The organism is Micromonospora sp. NPDC005553 (genome assembly GCF_042871765.1).
In the GTDB taxonomy this organism is placed as follows: Bacteria; Actinomycetota; Actinomycetes; order Mycobacteriales; family Micromonosporaceae; genus Micromonospora.
In genome coordinates, this window is sequence record NZ_JBIAJD010000002.1 from 814,357 (window position 1) to 833,408 (window position 19,052).

Below are 19,052 nucleotides of genomic sequence, written 5' to 3' on the forward strand. Positions count from 1 at the left end.
TCTCGCCTAATCGCTCGGTTGCGGGTCGGTGCGGCGGGTCGTCGACCAGCGCCGTACCGACCGGTTCAACGAGACGGGGACGCTCTGGCGACGGGAATCCCGACGGAACCTGGCCGACTCCTGCCGCTACGCGGCAGTCAGTCGCGCCTACCGCGGACACGGCGGAGTCCCCGTCCGGCGAACCGGACGGGGACTCCACTGACCAGTCGGTCAGACCGCGCCGAACACACCACCCCTGGTGCCGGCAACGAAGGAGTGCCAGTCACCCGGTGCGAAGACCAGGGCGGGGCCCGCCTTGTCCTTCGAGTCCCGCACTCCGACCGCCCCCGTCACGTACGCCACCTCCACGCAGTTGTCACAGTTCGGCCCGCTCTTCGAGCTCTTGAACCATGCTGCCTGCGTCAGGTCCACGGGGAACCCTTTGGTCGCCATTTCCACAACGGCTCCTCTGCCAGTTTTGCGATGTGTGCGACGGACTCCTCCGGACGTATGGCCGCAGCGCGGATGTGATCGAAGATGAAGCTGTACTTCTGCAGTTCGTCGCTCTTCTCGAGGAAGAGCCCACCCGTGGCGTTCTCCGCGTACACAACATCCGGATCACCGGGCTCAGGGAAGCTGAGGATCGTGAACGTGCCGTCCATGCCGGCATGCGCACCCACCTCGAAGGGCAGGATCTGCAGCGTCACGTTCGGCAACTCGGCCACCTCGACCAACCGTTTGAGTTGACCGCGCATCACCTCGTCCCCGCCCACCGGCCGACTTACCACCGCCTCATCGAGCACCACCCACAGATCGACCGGATCGTCCTGGGTCAATAACGACTGACGGCCCAAACGGACACGCACCCTTTGATGCACCTGATCGGCGGTGAAGTCCGGCCGAGCGGCACGGATCATGGCCCCGGCGTACTCCTCGGTCTCCAGAAGACCCGGAACGACCTGCTGTTCGTACGCCCGGATCGAACTGGCCGCCGCCTCCAGCCCGACGTACGCGCCGACGAGCACGGTGCTGTAGGGGTGCCACCAGCCCTTCTGGCGGGCCTCCCGGGCGATCTGCACGAGCTCGTCGCTCTCGGCGCCCACGACGCCGTAGATGCGCAGCATGTCTCGCACGTCGCGTGGGGTGGCCGTGGTGTGCCCGGTCTCGATCCGGGAGACCTTGGACGCCGAGCATTCCAACTGTTCGGCGACCACCTCGATGGTGATTCCGGCGGACTCCCGCTGGCGACGCAGCTCGGCCCCGAGCCGCCGCCGTCTGATGGTGGGACTGCGCCGCTCGCTCATCGCGCAACCCCGTGAGTCACTGGTCTCCGCCGCTGGCTGCTCGACCCCACTCGGGCTACCTCCGGTAACGCGCCACTGGGTGACACCCGCCGGGGGCGCGACCGTCGACCGGCGAGCGTTCGCGACGAAGGGGGTGGTGCCGGTCCTCGGCCGGCCGCGACGGGCGAAACCGATCCCCAGTCTGCCGTCCGGACGTGGATGGCTTCAATAGGCCTTTCGCGCGACACGCTCACGTATCGGCAAAAGTCGACGTGCAACTTGCATGAAGCACGTCCCTGATGCACTCTGTCCGTATGGCACGGATCACTCAGCGTCTCCGTTCGGTCCCTCGGAGTGGTGACCCCACCGCTTCGGGGAAGCCGGGCACGACGCGGGCCCGGCCGACGACAACGCGACCTGCTCCGGGGTAAGGACCCCGCCGCTGCAAGCCGGCAAGCTGCGGCGGCGGGCGCGTTCCCGGAAGCAACCGGGTGGTGGTCGGGTGACGGCACGTCACCAGCGGGGTACGGCCCGACCACTGCCATCCGCACCACCGGTTCACGAGGCACGACCCCGTCACCGGCCGAGACGTCCCCCGTTCAGGCACCGCCGGCGCAATCGCCGGCCGATCCTCCCCAGGAGCCCATGTGCTTCCCCGCACCGGTGACGTACTGCATGTGACACGCGCGGCGAGTGTCCAGTTCCTCAGGCCGATCAAGTTCCGGGTGATCCGGGTCCTCGACTGGCCGACCTATGACGGCTGGCTGTGGCTCGACGGCTACGAGTTGAACACCGCGGGTGACGCTGTCACCCGACGGTCGATCTTCGTCCAGCGGGAAGGGCTGCAGCAACTGCAGGCCGCCCCCGAACCCCGTCCGCACACCGTGCGGGCCCGCCGCCCGGTCGCGCGTACCCCGCTCCGGGTGGGCTGACCGACCCGAACCGCCGCCGGTGGGCGTGCCATCGCCATAGAATCGGTACGCCCACCCCGGCACGTTCCACCCGCTCGTCCAGGACCCTGACCCTGGGATGGTCATGGTCAATCAGCCCGCCCTGCGGCGGCACCACCGCTCTCTTATCGCCTATGCCTTCGGACTCCTCGCCCTCCTCGGGGCGATGGCGACACTCCTGGTCCTCGCCCGCGACCCGGCGATGTCGTCCACCCGGCTGACCGCACCGGTGCCCGCGCCGGAGATCACCGTGCTCGACTCCGACCCGCCGACGGGCGACGGTCAGTCGGTCTACGAGAAACCCGGCTGGACCGACACCGACACCGACACCGACACCCCGGCCGACCAGGCTGGTGGTACCGACCGGACCGGGCCGGTGTCCGGGCTGGGTGCCGGCGGCCAGTCCGACGGCCGTCAGGAACTCACCGAGGCCGCTCCGGCTGGGCACAGCGCCACGGACATCCGCCATTCCCTCTTCTGGTCCGGCATCTTCGGCCTCGCCATCTCGCTGGCCGGCATCGGCCTCGTCGGCACCCGCCGCCGGATGTGGTGACCAGCGGTCACGACGTGCTCGTCACAGTGGGGCTCGGTGTGGTCGGGCTCGCCCCGGTCGAGGGCTGAGCCTGGGAGATGATCAACAACACCTCGTCGTCGGTGGAAACCGACGTGCCCGCGTCCGGCTCGGTGCCCACCACAGTCCCGGGTGGCAACTCCGACGGGCGGTACACCACCCGGTAGGTAAGGCCGAGCCGAGCCAACAGCCCTTCGGCGGTGGCCTGCGGCAGGCCGGCGAGCGGTGGCACCGGCAGCTCGTCCGGCGCTTCCGTGGTCGGCGAGCTGCTCGGCGACTCACTGGTGGGCGCCGCCGACGTGGGGGCTGCGCTGGTCGGCAGGGCGCTGGGTGCACTGGTCGCCGGAGGGGACGGGGTGGGCCCGCGATCGTCCCGGTCGTCGTCCTGCTGGGAGAGCACCAGCCAGAGCGCGCCCCCGAGCAGGCCGGCGAGCAGCAGCGCCAGTACGCCCCAGAGGATCGGCGACCACCACCGCCGACCACCCTGCTCCTCGACGTACCACTCACCGCCGGCGTCATCCGGTCGGGGCGAGCGCACCTCGGCCCGGCCGGACCAGGCCGGCGGTATCGGCGCCGTCCGGTCGGCCGGCGGGCCCGGCCGGGTGCCGGCAGACCGGTCGATCGGCATCGTTTCGTCGGCCGGCGGGCCCGGCCGGGTGCCGGCAGACCGGTCGATCGGCATTGTCTCGTCGGCCGGCGGGCCCGGCTGGGTGCCGGCGGACCGGTCGATCGGCATTGTCTGGTCGGACGAAAGGTCGGGACGAGCCGGGACGGTCCGGTCGATCGGTGCCGTCTCGTCCGGTCCGTCGGCGGCGGGCCCGGTCGGGGCCGGCCGATCAGCGGCGGAGGGCAGGGGTCGGGTCCGGTCGTCGTCGTGCTCGTCGGCGGGAGGCTCCTGGCGGTCGTCGCTCATCGCACGTCCTTTCCCGAACCCGGACGGGCGTCATGGCCCTCGACCGCCAACCTAGTCGCCCACACCGCCATCGGTGGGGATCAGCGTGCCGAGCCGCGCCGGCTGTCGGCGAGACAGGACGCGGTACGGGCCGCGAGGCGCGAACCCGCCGGCCTGGAATCAGGGAGTGGGTTTCGGGGTCGGCTGGCCGTCGGAACCACACCAGATGCTGACCTGGTCGTTCCACCGGGCCGGGCCGTCCTCGGCGGGCTCCTGCCGGCTGACCTTTCCAGTACGTCCGCTGAGGTAGCGCGGGTAGAGGCCCTCGTCGACCAACTCGTCGGCGGCGTCGGCGCAACTCTCGCCGACCACGTCCGGCACCTCGGCGGCCGGCGCCGGCCCGGCAACCTGGAGTTGCACAGTCGTCCCCCGGGCGACCTCGGTGCCCACGTCCGGTGTGGTGCTCTCGACCGTACGGCCGACGCCGCCACCGAAGACCAGCCGCCAACCGAGCCGCTGCTTGCGCAGCGCCTCCCGAGCCTGCTCGAAGTCGGTGCCGATCACCGGCGGCACGGTCAGGCCGGCTGCCTTGGTCGGGGCGGCGGAGGTCTGGACCGCCGACGGTGTCGGTCGGCCGCTGCTCGGCCGGGGTGCGGTGGGCCGGGTGGTCGACGCGCCAGCCGTGGTCGCAACGGCCAGCGGGTCACCGGAGGATGCGTCGTCCTCGCCGGCCAGCAGCCAGCCGCCGGTCGCACCCACGGCGGCGAGCAGCACCGCTGCCAACCCACCGCCGAGCACAACGCTGGCCCGGCCCGCACCGCCACCGGCGGCATTCTGCTGGCCCGTGTTCGTGTCCGTCATAACGCCCACCGCCTCATCACCGGCGACCGTACCGCCCGCCGCCCAACCCGCCCGCACCGGCGGTCCACACCGGCGGGTCTCTGCGACTCGCCGCGCCGACGACGGGACGTTACGCTGCCCGGCATGGCCAGACAGGGCTGGGGAGTGTCGATCGCGACGGCGATCGGGGTCGCTGCCGGCGCGGGTGCCGCACAACTGGGCTTCGGCTACGGGCTCGGCGTCATCACCTGGACGCCCACCGATGCCGGTGCGACCGACACAGCCTGGGCGGACGGCCTCGCCTGGGCCACCTGGCTCGCCGCCAGTTCGACGGTCCTCGGCGCGGTCTGCGCGCAGCGGCTTCACCAACGCAACGCCCCGGCGAAGACAGTGATCTCTCCGGAAACCTCGCCAGACGGTGCTGCCCCTCAGGAGGGCCTGCGGCTCGACGAACGGCGGCCGGAGCACGACAGCCCGGTCGACGGGCCTTCACCGGTCGTCGACACGGCCCGCCCGGAGGTGGCGGGCACGCCACCAGCGGCGGCCGACCCGCCGGTCAACGACCGGGGCGGCCTGCTGCGCCGGGTGGCAGTGGCGCTTGGCGCCGGGCTGGGCGGGCTGGTCACCGTCCTGTTGATCGCGGTACCCGCGCGGGTCGCGACCGGCGCGGACACCGGCGCCCCGCAACGCACGGCCGCCGTACAGGCGACGCTGGGCATCCTGATCGGCGTACTCGTCGCGATCTGGGCGCTTCGCTCCCGAGCCGCGGCGGTCAACGTGACAGCGACGGCCGCCTGGCTCTGGCTGCTCGCGGTGATCTCCGTCATCGACGGGGTACGCGTCGGACGAGGGCTGAGCGGCGCGCAGCTCGGTACCTGGCAGTTCGACCCGGACCACGCCCGGTACTGGATCGGGGGCCAGATCTACTGGCCCGGTGCGCTGCTGGCACTGGTGCCCGCGCTGCTGATCGGCGTACTGGCCGCTCGGCGGTCCGCCCGCTCGGGCGGACACCGCGTGGGTGCGGCGGCCTCCGGCGCGGCGGGCCCGGTGCTCGTCGCGCTCGCGTACCTGACCACCCTGCCGCATTGGTCGACGCTGGGCCCCGCGCAACTGTCCACCCAGCTGATCGCGCCGTACGCGGTGATCGCCGGTATCGGCGGCTCTGTTCTGGCCGCCCGACTCGGCGAGCGCAGCGAACGGAACCGCCCGGCCGAACAGAGCCACCCGGCCCGGCCGAGTGCTGTGCCTCGGGACACGGTGACCGACCCGGCCCCGGTGACCGGGACCGAGCCCGAGCCGCCGGTCTCCGGCGCGACGGGCGAACCCACTGCGTCGACTGCCGGAGCCTCGGCCTCGACGGCTGGAACCACGGGACGGCGCAGGAGGGTCAGCGTTCCGTCGCAGATGCCCAGGACAGGCTCGCTGCCGGGCGAAGCCACCGCTGCACCGCAGGTGCCCGCTCCGCGTACGGACCCCGACCGCTCGGATCCGACCCCTCCCACCGAAGCCACGACGATGGACACGGCCCCGAGCAGCCGCCGCACCCGCGCAGCCCGCCGCCCCACCACCGACTAACCCCGCCCGCCCCCACCCGGCCGCCCCCACCCTGTTGATCATGAAGTTATTGCCACCTCGCTCGGCGTGTCATGGCAACAACTTCATGATCAACGCGCTTCGAGGGGGGTGGGTGGGGTGCAGGGGTGTAGGGGGTTAGGTGGTTGGCCAGGTGTGGACGGGTTCGTTGGTGCGCTGGAGTTCGGCGTAGCGCTGGACCATGTGGTGCAGCGCGGCAGGCCGGTCCATGCCGTGGCGCCGCTCCGCCGCCCAGACCGCCTCGGTCTGCCAGACGGCACCGTTGCGGCCGGTACGGCAGCGCTGCTCGATGATGTCGAGCAGCCGGTCCCGCTGCGCCGGGGCGACGCCGAACCCGTCCAGGCCGGTGGCAGCGGTGGGCAGTAGTTGGTCCAGGACCAGCTTGGTGACCGGCACGTCGCCGAGCCCGGGCCAGTGCAGCACGGCGTCGAGGCCACGTCGGGCGGCGGCGTGGAAGTTCTCCTCGGCGGAGCTGAAGGTGAGTTGGCTCCAGATCGGGCGGTCGGCCTCGGCCAGGCCGCGTACCAGCCCGAAGTAGAAGGCAGCGTTGGCCAACATGTCCACCACAGTCGGGCCGGCCGGCAGCACCCGGTTCTCCACCCGCAGATGGGGTCGGCCGTTCATGATGTCGTAGACGGGACGGTTCCACCGGTAGACCGTGCCGTTGTGCAACCGCAACTCCCCGAGCTGTGGCACACCGCCGGCGTGCAGAACCTCCACCGGGTCCTCGTCCTCGCAGATCGGCAGCAGCGGCGGGAAGTACCGGACGTTCTCCTCGAACAGGTCGAAGATCGAGGTGATCCACCGTTCGCCGAACCACACCCGCGGCCGTACGCCCTGGGCCTTCAGCTCGTCCGGTCGGGTGTCGGTGGCCTGCTGGAACAGGGCGATCCGCGTTTCGGCCCACAGTTGGCGGCCGTACAGGAAGGGGCTGTTCGCACCGACCGCCACCTGCACCCCCGCGATGGCCTGGGACGCGTTCCAGTAGTCGGCGAAGCTGTCCGGGGCGACCTGGAGGTGGAACTGGAGGCTCGTGCAGGCGGCCTCGGGGGCGATCGAGTCGGTGTGCGTGCGCAACTGCTCGACGCCGCGGATGTCAAGCTCGATGTCCTCGCCCCGGGCGCCGACGATCTGGTCGTTGAGCACCCGGTAACGCTCGTTGGTGGAGAGGTTGTCCTCGACCAGGTGCCCCTCGGTGAGGGTGGGCAGGATGCCGACCAGGACGATCTTCGCGTCGGATCTGGCGGCGCGCTCGTCGGCCCGGGAGAGGCTGCCGCGCAGGTCGTGCTCGTAGTCGGCGAAGCCGTTGCCCTCGATGAGTCGGGGCTCGGCGTTCAGTTCCAGGTTGAACTGCCCCAATTCGGTCTGGAAGAGGGGGTCCGCGATGTCGGCGAGGATCTCCTCGTTGCGCATCGCCGGCTCGGCGGCCGAGTCGACCAGGTTGAGCTCGATCTCCAGACCGGTCATCGGCCGGTCGGCGTCGAAGCCGAAGTCGTCCAGCATCAGGGCGAAGACGTCCAGGCACCGCCGTACCTTCTGCCGATATCGGACGCGATCATCCCGGGTGAAGGCGCCCTCTGAGACGTCCCTGCCCATGTGTCCTCCCGACGGCCGGCGCGGTCGGGATCATCCCGTCCCGGAAGCGCTTTGTGAAGCATCCACGGTAAGAGCGCCCACCTGACCGGGGCCAGAGGCCGACGGCGGTGATCCGACGTCGACCGGGGCGGACGCGCTCGTGGCGCCATCTGTACCCCGCCATCGACCGGCTGGACCCGAAAGCGGTGAGAACAACCCGTGACAATTACCACCGCCAGTGGGAACGACGCAGGGCCCGCGCCGACGTGCGGCGCGGGCCCTGCGTACCGGATCGCCGGGAGGATTCCCCTGGCCCTCCGGCGATCCCCGGGGGTCAGGCCTGGCGGACGGCCTCGCCCTCGATCTCGATCTTGATCTTGCGGCTGACCAGCACGCCCCCGGTCTCCAGGGCGACGTTCCAGGTCAGGCCGAACTCCTCGCGGTCGATCTCGGTGCTCGCGGAGAAGCCGAAGATGTCCTGGCCGAACGGGCTGCGGCCGACACCCTCGAACTCCACCTCCAGCTCGACCGGACGGGTGACGTCCTTGATGGTCAGCTCACCGGTGAGCACGAACTCGCTGCCGCTACGGGACTTGACCCCGGTGCTGCGGAACTCGAGCGTCGGGAACTTCTCGGCGTCCAGGAACTCGGGGCTGCGCAGGTGCGCGTCCCGGTCGGCCTGGGTGGTGTCGACGCTGGCGGCCTGAATGGTGGCGACGACCGAGGACTGCAGCGGGTCCTCGGCGACGGTGATGGTGGCGGTCGCGTCGTTGAACTCACCGCGAACCTTGCTCACCATCATGTGCCGGGCAACGAAGCCGACCCGCTTGTGCGCCACGTCGAGCGCGTAGGTGCCGGCCGCCGGGATGGTGAGGCCGTCCCAGTCGCGGGTAACCGTCTCGATGCTGCTGGTCATGCTGCTGTCCTCCAGGGGATTGTTTAATAGCCCAACGACTGCCTGAGCAACTATAACCGCAACAATATTCCCCGTGTCAAGCACTGGTATGATGAACGGGTGACCAACGTCTTCGACGATCCCCGGATCACCGCCGTCGGCCTGCTCTTCGAGGCACACGCCGGGCTGTCCGCCCGGTTCAACGCCCAACTCGAGGAGCACGGCCTCTCCGCGGTCGAGTTCGAGGTCATCACGCGACTGGCCCGCTCGCCGGGCAACCAACTACGCATGACCGACCTTGCCGCACAGACCTCTCTGTCGACAAGCGGAGTGACCCGGGTCGTGGACCGGATGGAGCGCGACGGGTTGCTGACCCGCCGGGCCTGCCCGAACGACCGCCGCAGCTCGTACGCGGTGGTCACCGCCTCCGGGATGCAACGCCTCAACGAGACGCTGCCCGGGCACCTTCAGATGATCGAGCAGTGGTTCACCGGGCAACTCGACCCGGAGGCGCTGGTGGCACTCCTCGACGGGTTGCGCCGCGTCCGCGACGCCGCTCATCCGTGCGCCACCGCCGGCAGTGACGACGTCAGCCCGGAGCAGGCCACCGCCACCGACGAAGCCACCCGACGGCACTGATCACCACTCGCCGTCGGGCGGCGGCAGCGGCAGCGGCAGAAAGACCGGCAGAACTGATCCAGCCAAGCTGGAGAATTCGGTCCAAGCCGACTTTCTGCCACCCCGCCGGTGGCAGGCTTCGAGCACCGGGGATCACCGGGGGGTGACGGCGCGGGCGATCAGCGAGGGGTAGCACCAAAGGGGGCTCTTCGCCCGCGCCACTCTCCCGTCGCGATCCGCTCGGAGACAGCGCAGGGCCCGATCCGCTCCGGGACAGCGCAGGGCTACTGAGCCGGTCCACCCCGGGCGGCGATCAGCGCGTAGAGCAGTCCCGACTCCTGCGGCAACAGCCTGATGCCGCTCTCCACACAGACCCGGTCCAGTCGATCGAGCACCGACGGGTCCGCAGTGCTCGCAGCCAGCCCCACCAGCGCCTCCACCACGTCGCGGCGATCCTGCCCCGCATGGTCGGCGGCGGCCGCGAACCACTCGGCAGCCAACTCCCGGTCCCCTCGGTGCAGCGCCAGGTTCCCCTCGATCAGCGCACAGAGCCCGGCCTCCGGGCCACCCCAGACCAGCGCCGAGTCGTCCGAACGCGGTCGCGGCACGGTCCGCGCCGGCAGCGCCTCCCCGCCCCCGGCGCGCAACTCGGTCAGCACCGCTGTCGCCTCCGCGGCCCGCCCGTCCTGGGCGAGCGCCAGCCCGACGGTCCCGAGCACCCGCCGGCGACGCCCGGGATCACCCAGCTCGGACAGGGCAGCGATCGCTCGCCGACCACGGTCGATGGCGTCCGCGTACCAGCCTTCCAGCCGGGCGACCTCGGCTCGATTGGCCCAGCCCAGCACCCGCAGCCGCTGCTCCCCACTCTCGGCGGCGAGTCGGTCCACGGCGGCGAGTCGGCGGCGGGCCGCAGCCAGATCGCCCGCGCGGATCTCGTGCCAGGCGAGGCTGTTCTGGGCCACCGCCAGGTCCCGGGTCCGCCCGTTGCGGGCGGCCAACCGCAGCAGCGCCTCGGCCTGCTCGCGAGCCTCGTCCTGCCGCCGGACGGAGATCAGCAGGGTGCCGAGCACGTTTCGCGCCTCCAACTCCCCGGTGACGTCGCCGGCCTGCCGGAAGGTGTCCAACGCCGCACGGGCCGTCGACAACTCCTCGGCACCGGCGCCGTGCTCCGCCGCCAGCCGGGCGACGCCGAGGGCGGCCCAGCCACGCAGGAGAGGATCGGCGTCGGCGGTCCGCGGGTCCGCCAGCAGCCGCCGCAGCCACTGCCGCCCGACGACGTCGCGTCCGCGGAACCGCCACCAGCGGGTCAGGCAGGCCGCCAGCCGCAGCGCTGTCAACGGGTCGTCGGTGGCCGCGTGGGCCAACGACGAGCTGATGTCACTGCTCATCTCGTCCAGCCGGTGCACCGCGTCGGGTAACCGTGGGCCGATCAGGTCACTGGCGGTACGGGCCACCAGGCGCGCGATGACCTCCGCGTGTCGACGCCGGATGCAGGTCAGCTCACCTCCGCCGGCCGCCTGCTCGACGGCGTAGTCCCGAACCGCGTCGAGCAGCCGGAACCGGAACGACCCGGTTCCGCGTACGCTCAGCAGCCCCAACTCGACGAAGCGGTCCAACAGTGGAACCGGGTCGATCGCCGCGGTGCCGTCCCGGTCGGCCTCGTCGACGAGCATCTCCTCGGCCAACTCGACCGACCAGCGGTTACCGAAGACGGCCAGTTTCCGCAGCGCGGCCTGTTCGTCAGACGCCAGCAGGCGATAGCTGAACGCCACCGCGTCCCGCAGGGTGACGGCGACCGAGACCGCCGCACTGGTGTCGGGTCCGCTCGTCCGGCTGCCGAGCGCCTCCGGTGCGTCCCAGGCCGGGTGGGCGGACGCGTCCGCGGGCGTGGCCAGGTCGAGCACCCGGTCGCCGTACCTGTCGAGCAGTTCGGTGAGGTCGAGGAGACGGCCCCGGGCGGCCATCAGCTCGATGGCCAACGGCAGCCCGCCCAACCGGCGCACCAACGCGGCGAGCGCCGGCAGCTCAGCGGGGGTGGGCGGCTCTCGGCGGACCTGAGCGAGCCGGGCGGTGAACAACGCGACAGCCGGCCACGATTCGAGCCCGGAGTGCTCAGCCTCCGGTGGTGGCACGTCGAGTGGCGCGACCGGCCAGACCCGCTCGCCGGGCAACCCGACCGGGTGCCGCCCGGTGACCAGCACCCGCAGCGAGGGCAGCGCTCCGAGCAACCGGTGCACTGTCGCGGCCACCGGGCCCGGCGCGCGCTCCACAGCGTCCATCACCAGCAGCGTCGGCCGCCCGGCGAGCAGCGCCACGAGTTCGGACAGGCGCGCCACACCGAGCACGGACATCGAGGCGGCGAGCACGTCCGGACCGTCGGCGCCCTCGCCCACCAGCACCCCGGCAACACCGGCCGGGTGAGCGGCGGCCACCAGGTGCGCCACCGACGTCGCCAGGGCGGTCTTGCCGACGCCGGCCAACCCGACGAGGCTCACCAACCGGGGTCCCCGCTCCGCGGTCAGCATTTCGGCCAACTCGGTGAGGTCGCGCTCCCGGCCGATCAACTCCACCGGCGGCGGGAGCGCGACCGCCCTGTTGGCGGGGGCGGCGGCCGACGTGGCGTTGCCGCCGACCGCCAGCGGCGTCGAAGTGGCGTCCGGCGAGGCCGGTTCGGCACCGGCGCCGCGGGCAGCGGCCAGGAACGCCGCCCGACTGGTGCCGGTCAGCGCCAGTGCCCCGGCGAGCAGTTCCACAGTGGTGCGCTGTGGCCGGTTCGATCGGCCACGCTCCAGGTCACGGACCGTCCGCACACCCACCCCGGCTCGGGACGCCAGCTCGGCCTGGGTGAGGCCGGCGGCGCGTCGATGCCCGCGGAGCAGCTCCGGCAGGGTGGTACGTCCAGCCGGGCTCCGCGACCATTCATGATCCGGAGTCATGGGCTCGAAGAGTACGGATGGACTACGACCGTCGGCAGTCGAACGTCGGGCTACTGACGCCCGCTCGCCGAAACCCGACAGCCGTACGGACAGCCCGTCCGGGACGACCGGCCGATCAGCTCGGCCTGGCCGCTCAGAGGCCCAGATCCCGAGCGATGATCATCCGCTGCACCTCGCTGGTGCCCTCGCCGATCTCCAGGATCTTGGAGTCCCGCCAGAACCGGGCCACCGGGTACTCGTTCATGAAGCCGTACCCGCCGTGGATCTGGGTGGCCTCCCGGGCGTTGTCCACGGCGATCGTGCTGGCGTGCAGTTTGGCGATGGCGGCCTGCCGCTTGAACGGCTCGCCGGCCAGCATCCGTGCGGCGGCGTCGTAGTACGCCAGGCGAGCGGTGTGCGCCTTCAGCTCCATGTCGGCGATCTTGAACTGGATGGCCTGGTTGGCGCCGATCGGCTGACCGAAGGCGTGCCGCTCCTTCGCATACTTGATCGACTCGTCGACACAGCCTTGGGCGAGGCCGACGGCGAGCGCGGCGATCGCGATCCGGCCCTCGTCGAGGATCCGCAGGAACTGCGCGAAACCCCGACCCCGGGCGCCGAGCAGGTTGGCGGCCGGCACCCGGCAGTCGTCGAAGGTCAGCTCGTGGGTGTCCGAGGCGGTCCAGCCCACCTTGGAGTAGCCGGGAGCGACGACGAACCCGGGCGTTCCGGTGGGCACGATGATCGTCGACAGCTCCTTGGAGCCGTCCGGGTTCGTGCCGGTTACCGCGGTGACGGTGACCATGGCGGTGATGTCGGTACCCGAGTTGGTGATGAACGCCTTCGATCCGTTGATCACCCACTCGTCGCCGTCCAGCACGGCCCGGGTCTGCGTGCCGGCGGCGTCCGAGCCGGTGCCGGGCTCGGTGAGACCGAAGCCGGCCAGCGCCTCGCCGCTGAGCAGTCGGGGCAGCCAGGTCGTCTTCTGCTCCTCGGTGCCGAAGCGGTAGATCGGCATCGCGCCCAGCGAGACCGCCGCCTCCAGGGTGATGGCCACGCTGGAGTCGACCCGGGCCAGCTCCTCCAGGACCAGGCAGAGCGCGAAGTAGTCGCCGCCCATGCCGCCGTGTTCCTCGGCGAAGGGCAGACCGAACAGGCCCATCTTGCCCATCTGCCGGATCACCTCGTACGGGAAGGTGTGCTGCTCGTAGTGCTCGGCGATGACCGGGGCGATCACCTCGCGGGCGAATTCCCGCACGCTCTCGCGCAGCGCCTCTTGTTCGTCGGTGAGCCGGAAGTCCATCTCATCCTCCTGTAAGGACGGTCCGCCCCGGCGCTCGTGACGCCGGGGGCGGGTCGCTGTGCGGGCCTGAGTCGATGGTCAGACCGGGGTGACGCCGTGCCGACGGCGGGAGAAGTGCCGATCCTTGGTACCCGCCGCCGCGAATCGACGGACCAGCTCGGTGCGCAGGTCCTGCGGCTCGACGATGGCGTCCACCACCAGCTCGCTGGCCAACCGGACGACGTCGATGTCCTGCTCGTACTCGGCCCGCTTGGCGGCGACGAAGGCCGCCCGCTCGTCCTCGTCGGCAATGGCGGCGATCTTGTTGGCGTAGACCGCGTTCACGGCGGCCTCGGCGCCCATCACGGCGATCTTCGCGGTCGGCAGCGCGATCGTGGCGTCCGGCTCGAACCCGGGCCCGGCCATCGCGTAGAGACCGGCGCCGTACGCCTTGCGGACCACCACGCAGATCTTCGGAACTGTCGCCTCGGAGATCGCGGTGATCATCTTGGCGCCGTGCCGGATGATGCCCTGCTTTTCCACCGCGCTGCCGACCATGAAGCCGGGCACGTCGCTGAGGAACAGCAGCGGCACGTTGAACGCGTCGCAGAGCTGCACGAACCGGGTGGCCTTGTCGGCCGAGTCGACGAAGAGCACGCCGCCCTTGAACATCGAGTTGTTGCCGACCACACCGACGACCTGGCCGTCGAGGCGGCCGAAGCCGATGGTCAGCTCCTTGGCCCACAGCGCCTGGATCTCGAAGAACGACCCCTCGTCGAGCAGGCCTTTGACGTACCGCCGCATGTCGAACGCCTGCCGCTCACTGGCCGGCACCAAGGCGGCCAGGTCGGCCTTCGCGGGCGCGGCGACCGCCGGTGCGGTCGGCGGCGCCTGCGTCCAGTTCGCCGGCAGGTACGACAGGTAGGTCTTCACGACGTCGAGCGCGTCGGCCTCGGTCTTGCAGAGGAAGTGCCCCACGCCGGATTCGGCGGTGTGCACCTTCGCCCCGCCCATCGCCTCCAGGGTGGTCTTCTCGCCGGTGACCATCTCGACCATCCGGTCGGAGCCGAGGTACATGCTGGCGTTGCCGTCGACCAGCGCCACCACGTCGCAGAACGCCGGGATGTACGCACCACCGGCGGCGCTCGGGCCGAACAGCGCGCAGACCTGTGGGATCGAGCCGGAGGCACGGACCTGGTTCCAGAAGATCTTGCCGGCGCCACGCCGACCGGGGAAGAGATCGACCTGGTCGGTGATCCGGGCGCCGGCCGAGTCGACCAGGTAGACCATCGGCACGCCGGCGCCGTACGCCCGCTCGATGATCCTGATGATCTTTTCGACGGTGCGGGCGCCCCAGCTGCCGGCCTTGACCGTGGAGTCGTTGGCCATCAGGCAGACCTGTCGGCCGTCGATGGTGGCGGTGCCGGTCACCACGCCGTCGGCGGGCAGCCCTTCGGCCATCGTGTTGGCGTAGAGGCCGTCCTCGACGAACGAGCCCTCGTCGACCAGGAGCGCGACCCGTTCACGGGCGAAGAGCTTGCCCTTGGCCGCGTTGGCCGCGTGGTACTTGTCCGCGCCGCCGGACCGGGCCCGCTTGCGCAGCTGCTCCAGTGCCTCACCGTCGAGCGTCACGCCGACTCCTCCGCCATACTGACCTGAACGATCGTTAGGCTAGCGCATCGGTGCGGTTGTCGGCGACCTACGAGCGAACCAGACAGTTGAGCCGAGAGCAAGACATTGAAAAACGTGAATACATATCGCTAGGCTCCTGACACCCCTTCTTTCAGATCGGAGTCAGCGATGACCTCACGACTCAACCGGCTCGCCGTCGCGATGCTCGCGACGACACTCGCCACCCTCGGCATCACGGTCGCCAACCCGTCGCCCGCGTCCGCCGCCATGACCATCTGCTACAACACCAGCCAGGCGGGCAGCTACGCCAGCGTCGCCAACCAGGCCGCCTCGATCTGGAACAACGCCACAGTCAACCTGACACTCTCCGCCAACTGCGGCTCCAACCTGCGCATCTACCGGATCACCGGCGGCGGCTCGTACGCCCAGCGGACCAGCCTCGGCAACGGCCGGGTCTACATCGACACCCAGCAGGCCGCCCAGTACAGCGTGCTGCGGATCATGACCCACGAGATCGGGCACATCCTCGGCCTGCCGGACAACTACAACGGGAACTGCTCGCTGCTGATGTCCGGCGGCAGCGCCGGCACCAGCTGCACCAACGCCTACCCGAGCACCGCCGAGGCGAACCGGGTCAGCAACCTCTTCGCCGGCACGTTCAGCGCCACCGACCGCAGCGCGGACATCTTCCGCGACAGCTGGCCGAGCGCGCTCACCACGGTGAACTGACCGAACCCGCCCAAAAACGACGGGGCCGGCGCGTGCGCCGGCCCCTTCGTCGCGTCCTCAGCTCGGCAGCGGCGTCAGCCGGGTACGCGGACCGGCCCGCAACACACCCGACGGCAGCTTCTTGCCGAGCAACTCCTCGGCCAACTCCGCCACCTCGATGAGCGCCGGCAGGTCGATGCCGGTGTCGATGCCCATGTCGTGCAGCATGTGCACGGCCTCCTCGGTGGCCAGGTTGCCGCTCGCCCCCGGCGCGTACGGGCAGCCACCGAGGCCACCGACGCTCGCGTCGAACTCGGTCACCCCCAGCTCCAGCGCGGTCAGCAGGTTGGCCAGCGCCGTACCCCGGGTGTTGTGGAAGTGCAGCAGGACCGGCACGTGCGCGTTGCGGTCGCGTACCGCGGTCAGCAGCTCGCGGACCCGACGTGGGGTGCCCATGCCGGTGGTGTCGCCGAACGCGACCCGGTCGGCGCCGTCGCGGACCACCCGGTCCACGATCCCGGCCACCCGCTGCGGATCGATGTCCCCCTCGTACGGGCAGCCGAAGCTGGTCGCCACGATCACCTCGACCCGCGCCGACGCGCCGTGCAGCAGGTCGATCAGCTCGGCGATGTCGTCCAGCGACTCGTCAGTGGACCGGTTGACGTTGCGCCGGTTGTGCGTGTCACTGGCCGAGACCACCACCTCGATCTCGGTGAACCCGGCGGCGAGGGCCCGCTGGGCGCCCCGGGTGTTCGGCACCAGCGCGGAGTACCGCACCCCGTCGGCCTTCACCGCCCGCTGCCACACCTCGTCGGCGTCGGCCATCTGCGGGATCGCCCTCGGGTGCACGAACGACACCGCCTCGATTCGGCGTACGCCGGTGCCGGAGAGGGCGTCGAGCAGCCGCACCTTGGCGTCGGTCGGGATCGGGTCCTCGTTCTGCAACCCGTCGCGCGGCCCGACCTCACGGATCGAGACGGAATCTGGCAACTGGCTCATCGGTCACCTCGCTGTGACGTCGGATCGGGACAGCACGTCGGCCGCTTTGCTCTGCCGCCCTATGTGCGCCGGCTACTGTCCGTCATCGGGCAGCGGCTGGCGCATATAGGTAAGCAGAGCAAAGGGCCCACAAACCAGTCTTGCCCGGCCGCCAGGCGGCACGGCCAGACCGCACCGCCCCAGCGGCCTACCCGTTCAGCGCATGCGGGAGACGATGCCCGTGTCGTAGGCGCCGGAGCGGAACTCCTCGTTCTCCAGCAACTCGGCGAAGAAGGGGACGTTGTTCTTCGGACCCTCGATCTGGAACGCCGCGACGGCTGCCTTGGCGCGATCGAGCACCTCGTCACGGGTCGCGCCGCTGACGATCAGCTTGGCCAGCAGGCTGTCGTAGAACGGGGTGACCGTGTTGCCCTCGGTGTAGCCGGAGTCCACCCGGACACCCTCACCCGTCGGCTCCACCCACGTCCTGATCACACCCGGGCCGGGCAGGAAGCGCTTCGGGTCCTCCGCGTTGATCCGCATCTCGATGGCGTGCCCACTCGGGGTCAACGCGTCCGGGTCGAACGTCGGCGCCAACCCGGAGGCCACCCGCAACTGCTCCTCGACCAGGTCGATGCCGTACACGTACTCGGTCACCGGGTGCTCCACCTGCAACCGCGTGTTCATCTCCAGAAAGAAGAAGTCTTCGGAGCCGGGAGCGTCGCCCTCGGAGTCCCGCTCACGCGGGACCAACAGGCACTCCACGGTGCCCGCGTTGCGGTAGCCGACCGCCTCGCCGGCCCGCACCGCCGCCGCCAGGAGCCGGGATCGCAGCTCCGGCGAGACAGCCGGCGACGGGGACTCCTCGACCAACTTCTGGTTGCGCCGCTGCACCGAGCACTCCCGCTCGCCGAGCGCCACCACCCGGCCGTCGGCCAGGCCGAGGATCTGCACCTCGACGTGCCGAACCCGGGGAAAGTACCGCTCGATCAGCACCGAGCCGTCGCCGAACATCCGCTCGGCGAACGCGCGCACCTTGTCGTACTCGGTGCGTAGCGCGGCCTCGTCGACCGCCACGCCCATGCCCATGCCGCCGCCGCCGGCGGCGGCCTTGACCATCACCGGGTAGCCGATCTCGGCCGCGGCCGTCACCGCAGCGTCCAGGTCGGCGGCCGGGTCGGTGGTGCCCGGCGCGACCGGAACACCGGCCGCCGCCATCAGGTTCCGGGCGTTGATCTTGTCGCCCATCGCGGTGATCGCGTCCGCGTCGGGTCCGACCCAGATCAGGCCGCTCGCCTCGACGGTACGGGCGAACTCGGCGTTCTCCGACAGGAAGCCGTACCCGGGGTGGATCGCCTGCGCGCCCGTCGACTTGGCGGCGGCGAGGATCGCCTCGGTGTTGCGGTAGCTCAGCGCCGGGTTCGGTGGGCCGATGAGGACCGCCTCGTCCGCCTCCGCGACGAACGGCAGGTCGGCGTCGGCCTCCGAGTGCACCGCGATCACGCGGATGCCGAGCCGCTTGGCGGTCCGGATGATCCGGCGGGCGATCTCGCCCCGATTGGCGACCAGCAGTGACTCGATCATGTTTCCTCCCGGCGTCCGGATGGTGGGACGATGTCAGGGAATCATGACCGGCACGGTTCTGACGAGTCGGCTCAGGCGAGCAGCGCGGCCAGTGTCGCTCCGCGCAGCAGCTCCGCGCGGCGTCGCCGGTCCACCTCACCACCGAGGAACGGCGTCGAGTTCATCAGGCCGAACGCGGCGTGCGCGAGCACCCGGGCCTCCCCGTCGGGCATCCCCGGGTGCAGCGCGGTGAGCACTGTCACCCACTCCTCGACGTAGAGCCGTTGCAGGCGACGGATCCGCCGCCGCGGCTCCTCGGGCAGGCGGTCCAGCTCGTGCAGGTGCAACGCGATCACCGCCGGGTTGGCCAGCGCGAACTCGACGTGGAAGTCGATCAGCGACTCCAGGACGCCGCGCGGGTCGTCCGAGCGCCCGACGGCGCGTTCCCGCCCACCGGCCAGCAACCCCTCACTGACGGGAATCAGCGCGGCGGCCAGCATGGCTTCCTTGCCGGCGAAGTGGTGGTAGAGCGCCGGACCGGTGACCCCGGCGGCCGCGCCGATGTCGTCCATCGAGACGCCGTGATAGCCACGCGCCGCGAACAGACCTACCGCGATCTCCAGGATCTCGTCCTTGCGGGACCTGCGCCGGCCCGCGCCCGCCGCACCCCGTGCCTGCTGCTCCACCGTCACCGGACAAGCCTAGACCGCGAGGAGCCCGCGATGGTTGCCGGTCAGTCCCGTCCGTCCGTCCCGGACCGGGCCGCCCCTGACCTGGC

The 19,052-nt window shown here is 71.0% G+C and carries 17 protein-coding genes; 5 read left to right on the plus strand and 12 right to left on the minus strand.

Going from position 1 to position 19,052, the window contains the following annotated elements:
- Positions 1–210: 210 nt before the first annotated feature.
- Positions 211–432, minus strand: coding sequence for a DUF397 domain-containing protein (locus tag ACFYPG_RS11165; protein WP_091396369.1), 222 nt, complete (start codon positions 430–432; stop codon positions 211–213).
- Positions 402–1,283, minus strand: coding sequence for a helix-turn-helix transcriptional regulator (locus tag ACFYPG_RS11170; RefSeq protein WP_091396372.1), 882 nt, complete (start codon positions 1,281–1,283; stop codon positions 402–404). Before ACFYPG_RS11170 ends, ACFYPG_RS11165 begins: the two co-directional genes overlap by 31 nt.
- Positions 1,284–1,909: 626 nt before the next feature.
- Between ACFYPG_RS11170 and ACFYPG_RS11175 the strand changes: the two genes are divergently transcribed.
- Together ACFYPG_RS11175 and ACFYPG_RS11180 are read left to right on the plus strand one after the other, a co-directional pair.
- Positions 1,910–2,194, plus strand: coding sequence for a hypothetical protein (locus tag ACFYPG_RS11175; RefSeq protein WP_355004603.1), 285 nt, complete (start codon positions 1,910–1,912; stop codon positions 2,192–2,194).
- 103 nt (positions 2,195–2,297) lie between these two features.
- The gene (locus ACFYPG_RS11180) at positions 2,298–2,765 is read left to right on the plus strand and encodes a hypothetical protein (protein ID WP_387351591.1); all 468 of its coding nucleotides are present in this window, start codon (positions 2,298–2,300) and stop codon (positions 2,763–2,765) included.
- Between the two features lie 7 nt (positions 2,766–2,772).
- Here ACFYPG_RS11180 and ACFYPG_RS11185 read toward each other — a convergent pair whose 3' ends face one another.
- Complete coding sequence (locus tag ACFYPG_RS11185; protein ID WP_387351593.1) at positions 2,773–3,696, minus strand: PASTA domain-containing protein; 924 nt, start codon at positions 3,694–3,696, stop codon at positions 2,773–2,775.
- A 159-nt stretch (positions 3,697–3,855) separates the two neighbouring features.
- Positions 3,856–4,536, minus strand: a complete 681-nt coding sequence (locus tag ACFYPG_RS11190) for a PASTA domain-containing protein (protein ID WP_357194777.1) — start codon at positions 4,534–4,536, stop codon at positions 3,856–3,858.
- A 123-nt stretch (positions 4,537–4,659) separates the two neighbouring features.
- Between ACFYPG_RS11190 and ACFYPG_RS11195 the strand changes: the two genes are divergently transcribed.
- Entirely contained in the window at positions 4,660–6,090 is a 1,431-nt protein-coding gene (locus ACFYPG_RS11195; protein ID WP_387351595.1) for a hypothetical protein, read from the plus strand.
- Positions 6,091–6,225: 135 nt separating this feature from the next.
- Here the strand turns inward: ACFYPG_RS11195 and ACFYPG_RS11200 are convergent, their stop codons facing one another.
- Together ACFYPG_RS11200 and ACFYPG_RS11205 are read right to left on the minus strand one after the other, a co-directional pair.
- Complete coding sequence (locus ACFYPG_RS11200) at positions 6,226–7,704, minus strand: glutamate--cysteine ligase (protein WP_355004598.1); 1,479 nt, start codon at positions 7,702–7,704, stop codon at positions 6,226–6,228.
- A gap of 313 nt (positions 7,705–8,017) precedes the next feature.
- Positions 8,018–8,599: a YceI family protein gene (locus tag ACFYPG_RS11205; protein WP_357222303.1), complete on the minus strand. Its 582-nt coding sequence runs from the start codon at positions 8,597–8,599 to the stop codon at positions 8,018–8,020.
- Between the two features lie 99 nt (positions 8,600–8,698).
- Here ACFYPG_RS11205 and ACFYPG_RS11210 point away from each other — a divergent pair, with 99 nt between their 5' ends.
- On the plus strand, positions 8,699–9,217 hold the full coding sequence (locus ACFYPG_RS11210) for a MarR family transcriptional regulator (RefSeq protein WP_355004596.1): 519 nt from the start codon (positions 8,699–8,701) through the stop codon (positions 9,215–9,217).
- 263 nt (positions 9,218–9,480) lie between these two features.
- Here ACFYPG_RS11210 and ACFYPG_RS11215 read toward each other — a convergent pair whose 3' ends face one another.
- The 3 genes from ACFYPG_RS11215 to ACFYPG_RS11225 all read right to left on the minus strand — a co-directional run bounded on the left by ACFYPG_RS11215 (position 9,481) and on the right by ACFYPG_RS11225 (position 15,025).
- The gene (locus ACFYPG_RS11215; protein ID WP_387351598.1) at positions 9,481–12,132 is read right to left on the minus strand and encodes an ATP-binding protein; all 2,652 of its coding nucleotides are present in this window, start codon (positions 12,130–12,132) and stop codon (positions 9,481–9,483) included.
- 133 nt (positions 12,133–12,265) lie between these two features.
- Entirely contained in the window at positions 12,266–13,414 is a 1,149-nt protein-coding gene (locus ACFYPG_RS11220; RefSeq protein WP_387351600.1) for an acyl-CoA dehydrogenase family protein, read from the minus strand.
- 78 nt (positions 13,415–13,492) lie between these two features.
- Complete coding sequence (locus ACFYPG_RS11225) at positions 13,493–15,025, minus strand: acyl-CoA carboxylase subunit beta (protein ID WP_387351602.1); 1,533 nt, start codon at positions 15,023–15,025, stop codon at positions 13,493–13,495.
- Between the two features lie 168 nt (positions 15,026–15,193).
- Here ACFYPG_RS11225 and ACFYPG_RS11230 point away from each other — a divergent pair, with 168 nt between their 5' ends.
- Positions 15,194–15,754, plus strand: a complete 561-nt coding sequence (locus tag ACFYPG_RS11230; protein WP_387351604.1) for a snapalysin family zinc-dependent metalloprotease — start codon at positions 15,194–15,196, stop codon at positions 15,752–15,754.
- A 57-nt stretch (positions 15,755–15,811) separates the two neighbouring features.
- Here ACFYPG_RS11230 and ACFYPG_RS11235 read toward each other — a convergent pair whose 3' ends face one another.
- The 3 genes from ACFYPG_RS11235 to ACFYPG_RS11245 all read right to left on the minus strand — a co-directional run bounded on the left by ACFYPG_RS11235 (position 15,812) and on the right by ACFYPG_RS11245 (position 18,966).
- Complete coding sequence (locus tag ACFYPG_RS11235) at positions 15,812–16,732, minus strand: hydroxymethylglutaryl-CoA lyase (RefSeq protein ID WP_387351606.1); 921 nt, start codon at positions 16,730–16,732, stop codon at positions 15,812–15,814.
- Between the two features lie 195 nt (positions 16,733–16,927).
- Positions 16,928–18,295 (minus strand): biotin carboxylase N-terminal domain-containing protein, encoded by a 1,368-nt coding sequence (locus tag ACFYPG_RS11240; RefSeq protein WP_355004590.1) that lies wholly within the window; start codon positions 18,293–18,295, stop codon positions 16,928–16,930.
- Between the two features lie 71 nt (positions 18,296–18,366).
- Entirely contained in the window at positions 18,367–18,966 is a 600-nt protein-coding gene (locus ACFYPG_RS11245; RefSeq protein ID WP_238669677.1) for a TetR/AcrR family transcriptional regulator, read from the minus strand.
- Positions 18,967–19,052: the final 86 nt, after the last annotated feature.

Coding starts and splice junctions, on each gene's coding strand:
- ACFYPG_RS11165 (WP_091396369.1), bottom strand. CDS start 432: ATGGCGACCAAAGGGTTCCCCGTGGACCTGACGCAGGCAGCATGGTTC.
- ACFYPG_RS11170 (WP_091396372.1), bottom strand. CDS start 1,283: ATGAGCGAGCGGCGCAGTCCCACCATCAGACGGCGGCGGCTCGGGGCC.
- ACFYPG_RS11180 (WP_387351591.1), top strand. CDS start 2,298: ATGGTCAATCAGCCCGCCCTGCGGCGGCACCACCGCTCTCTTATCGCC.
- ACFYPG_RS11185 (WP_387351593.1), bottom strand. CDS start 3,696: ATGAGCGACGACCGCCAGGAGCCTCCCGCCGACGAGCACGACGACGAC.
- ACFYPG_RS11190 (WP_357194777.1), bottom strand. CDS start 4,536: ATGACGGACACGAACACGGGCCAGCAGAATGCCGCCGGTGGCGGTGCG.
- ACFYPG_RS11195 (WP_387351595.1), top strand. CDS start 4,660: ATGGCCAGACAGGGCTGGGGAGTGTCGATCGCGACGGCGATCGGGGTC.
- ACFYPG_RS11200 (WP_355004598.1), bottom strand. CDS start 7,704: ATGGGCAGGGACGTCTCAGAGGGCGCCTTCACCCGGGATGATCGCGTC.
- ACFYPG_RS11205 (WP_357222303.1), bottom strand. CDS start 8,599: ATGACCAGCAGCATCGAGACGGTTACCCGCGACTGGGACGGCCTCACC.
- ACFYPG_RS11215 (WP_387351598.1), bottom strand. CDS start 12,132: ATGACTCCGGATCATGAATGGTCGCGGAGCCCGGCTGGACGTACCACC.
- ACFYPG_RS11220 (WP_387351600.1), bottom strand. CDS start 13,414: ATGGACTTCCGGCTCACCGACGAACAAGAGGCGCTGCGCGAGAGCGTG.
- ACFYPG_RS11230 (WP_387351604.1), top strand. CDS start 15,194: ATGACCTCACGACTCAACCGGCTCGCCGTCGCGATGCTCGCGACGACA.
- ACFYPG_RS11235 (WP_387351606.1), bottom strand. CDS start 16,732: ATGAGCCAGTTGCCAGATTCCGTCTCGATCCGTGAGGTCGGGCCGCGC.
- ACFYPG_RS11240 (WP_355004590.1), bottom strand. CDS start 18,295: ATGATCGAGTCACTGCTGGTCGCCAATCGGGGCGAGATCGCCCGCCGG.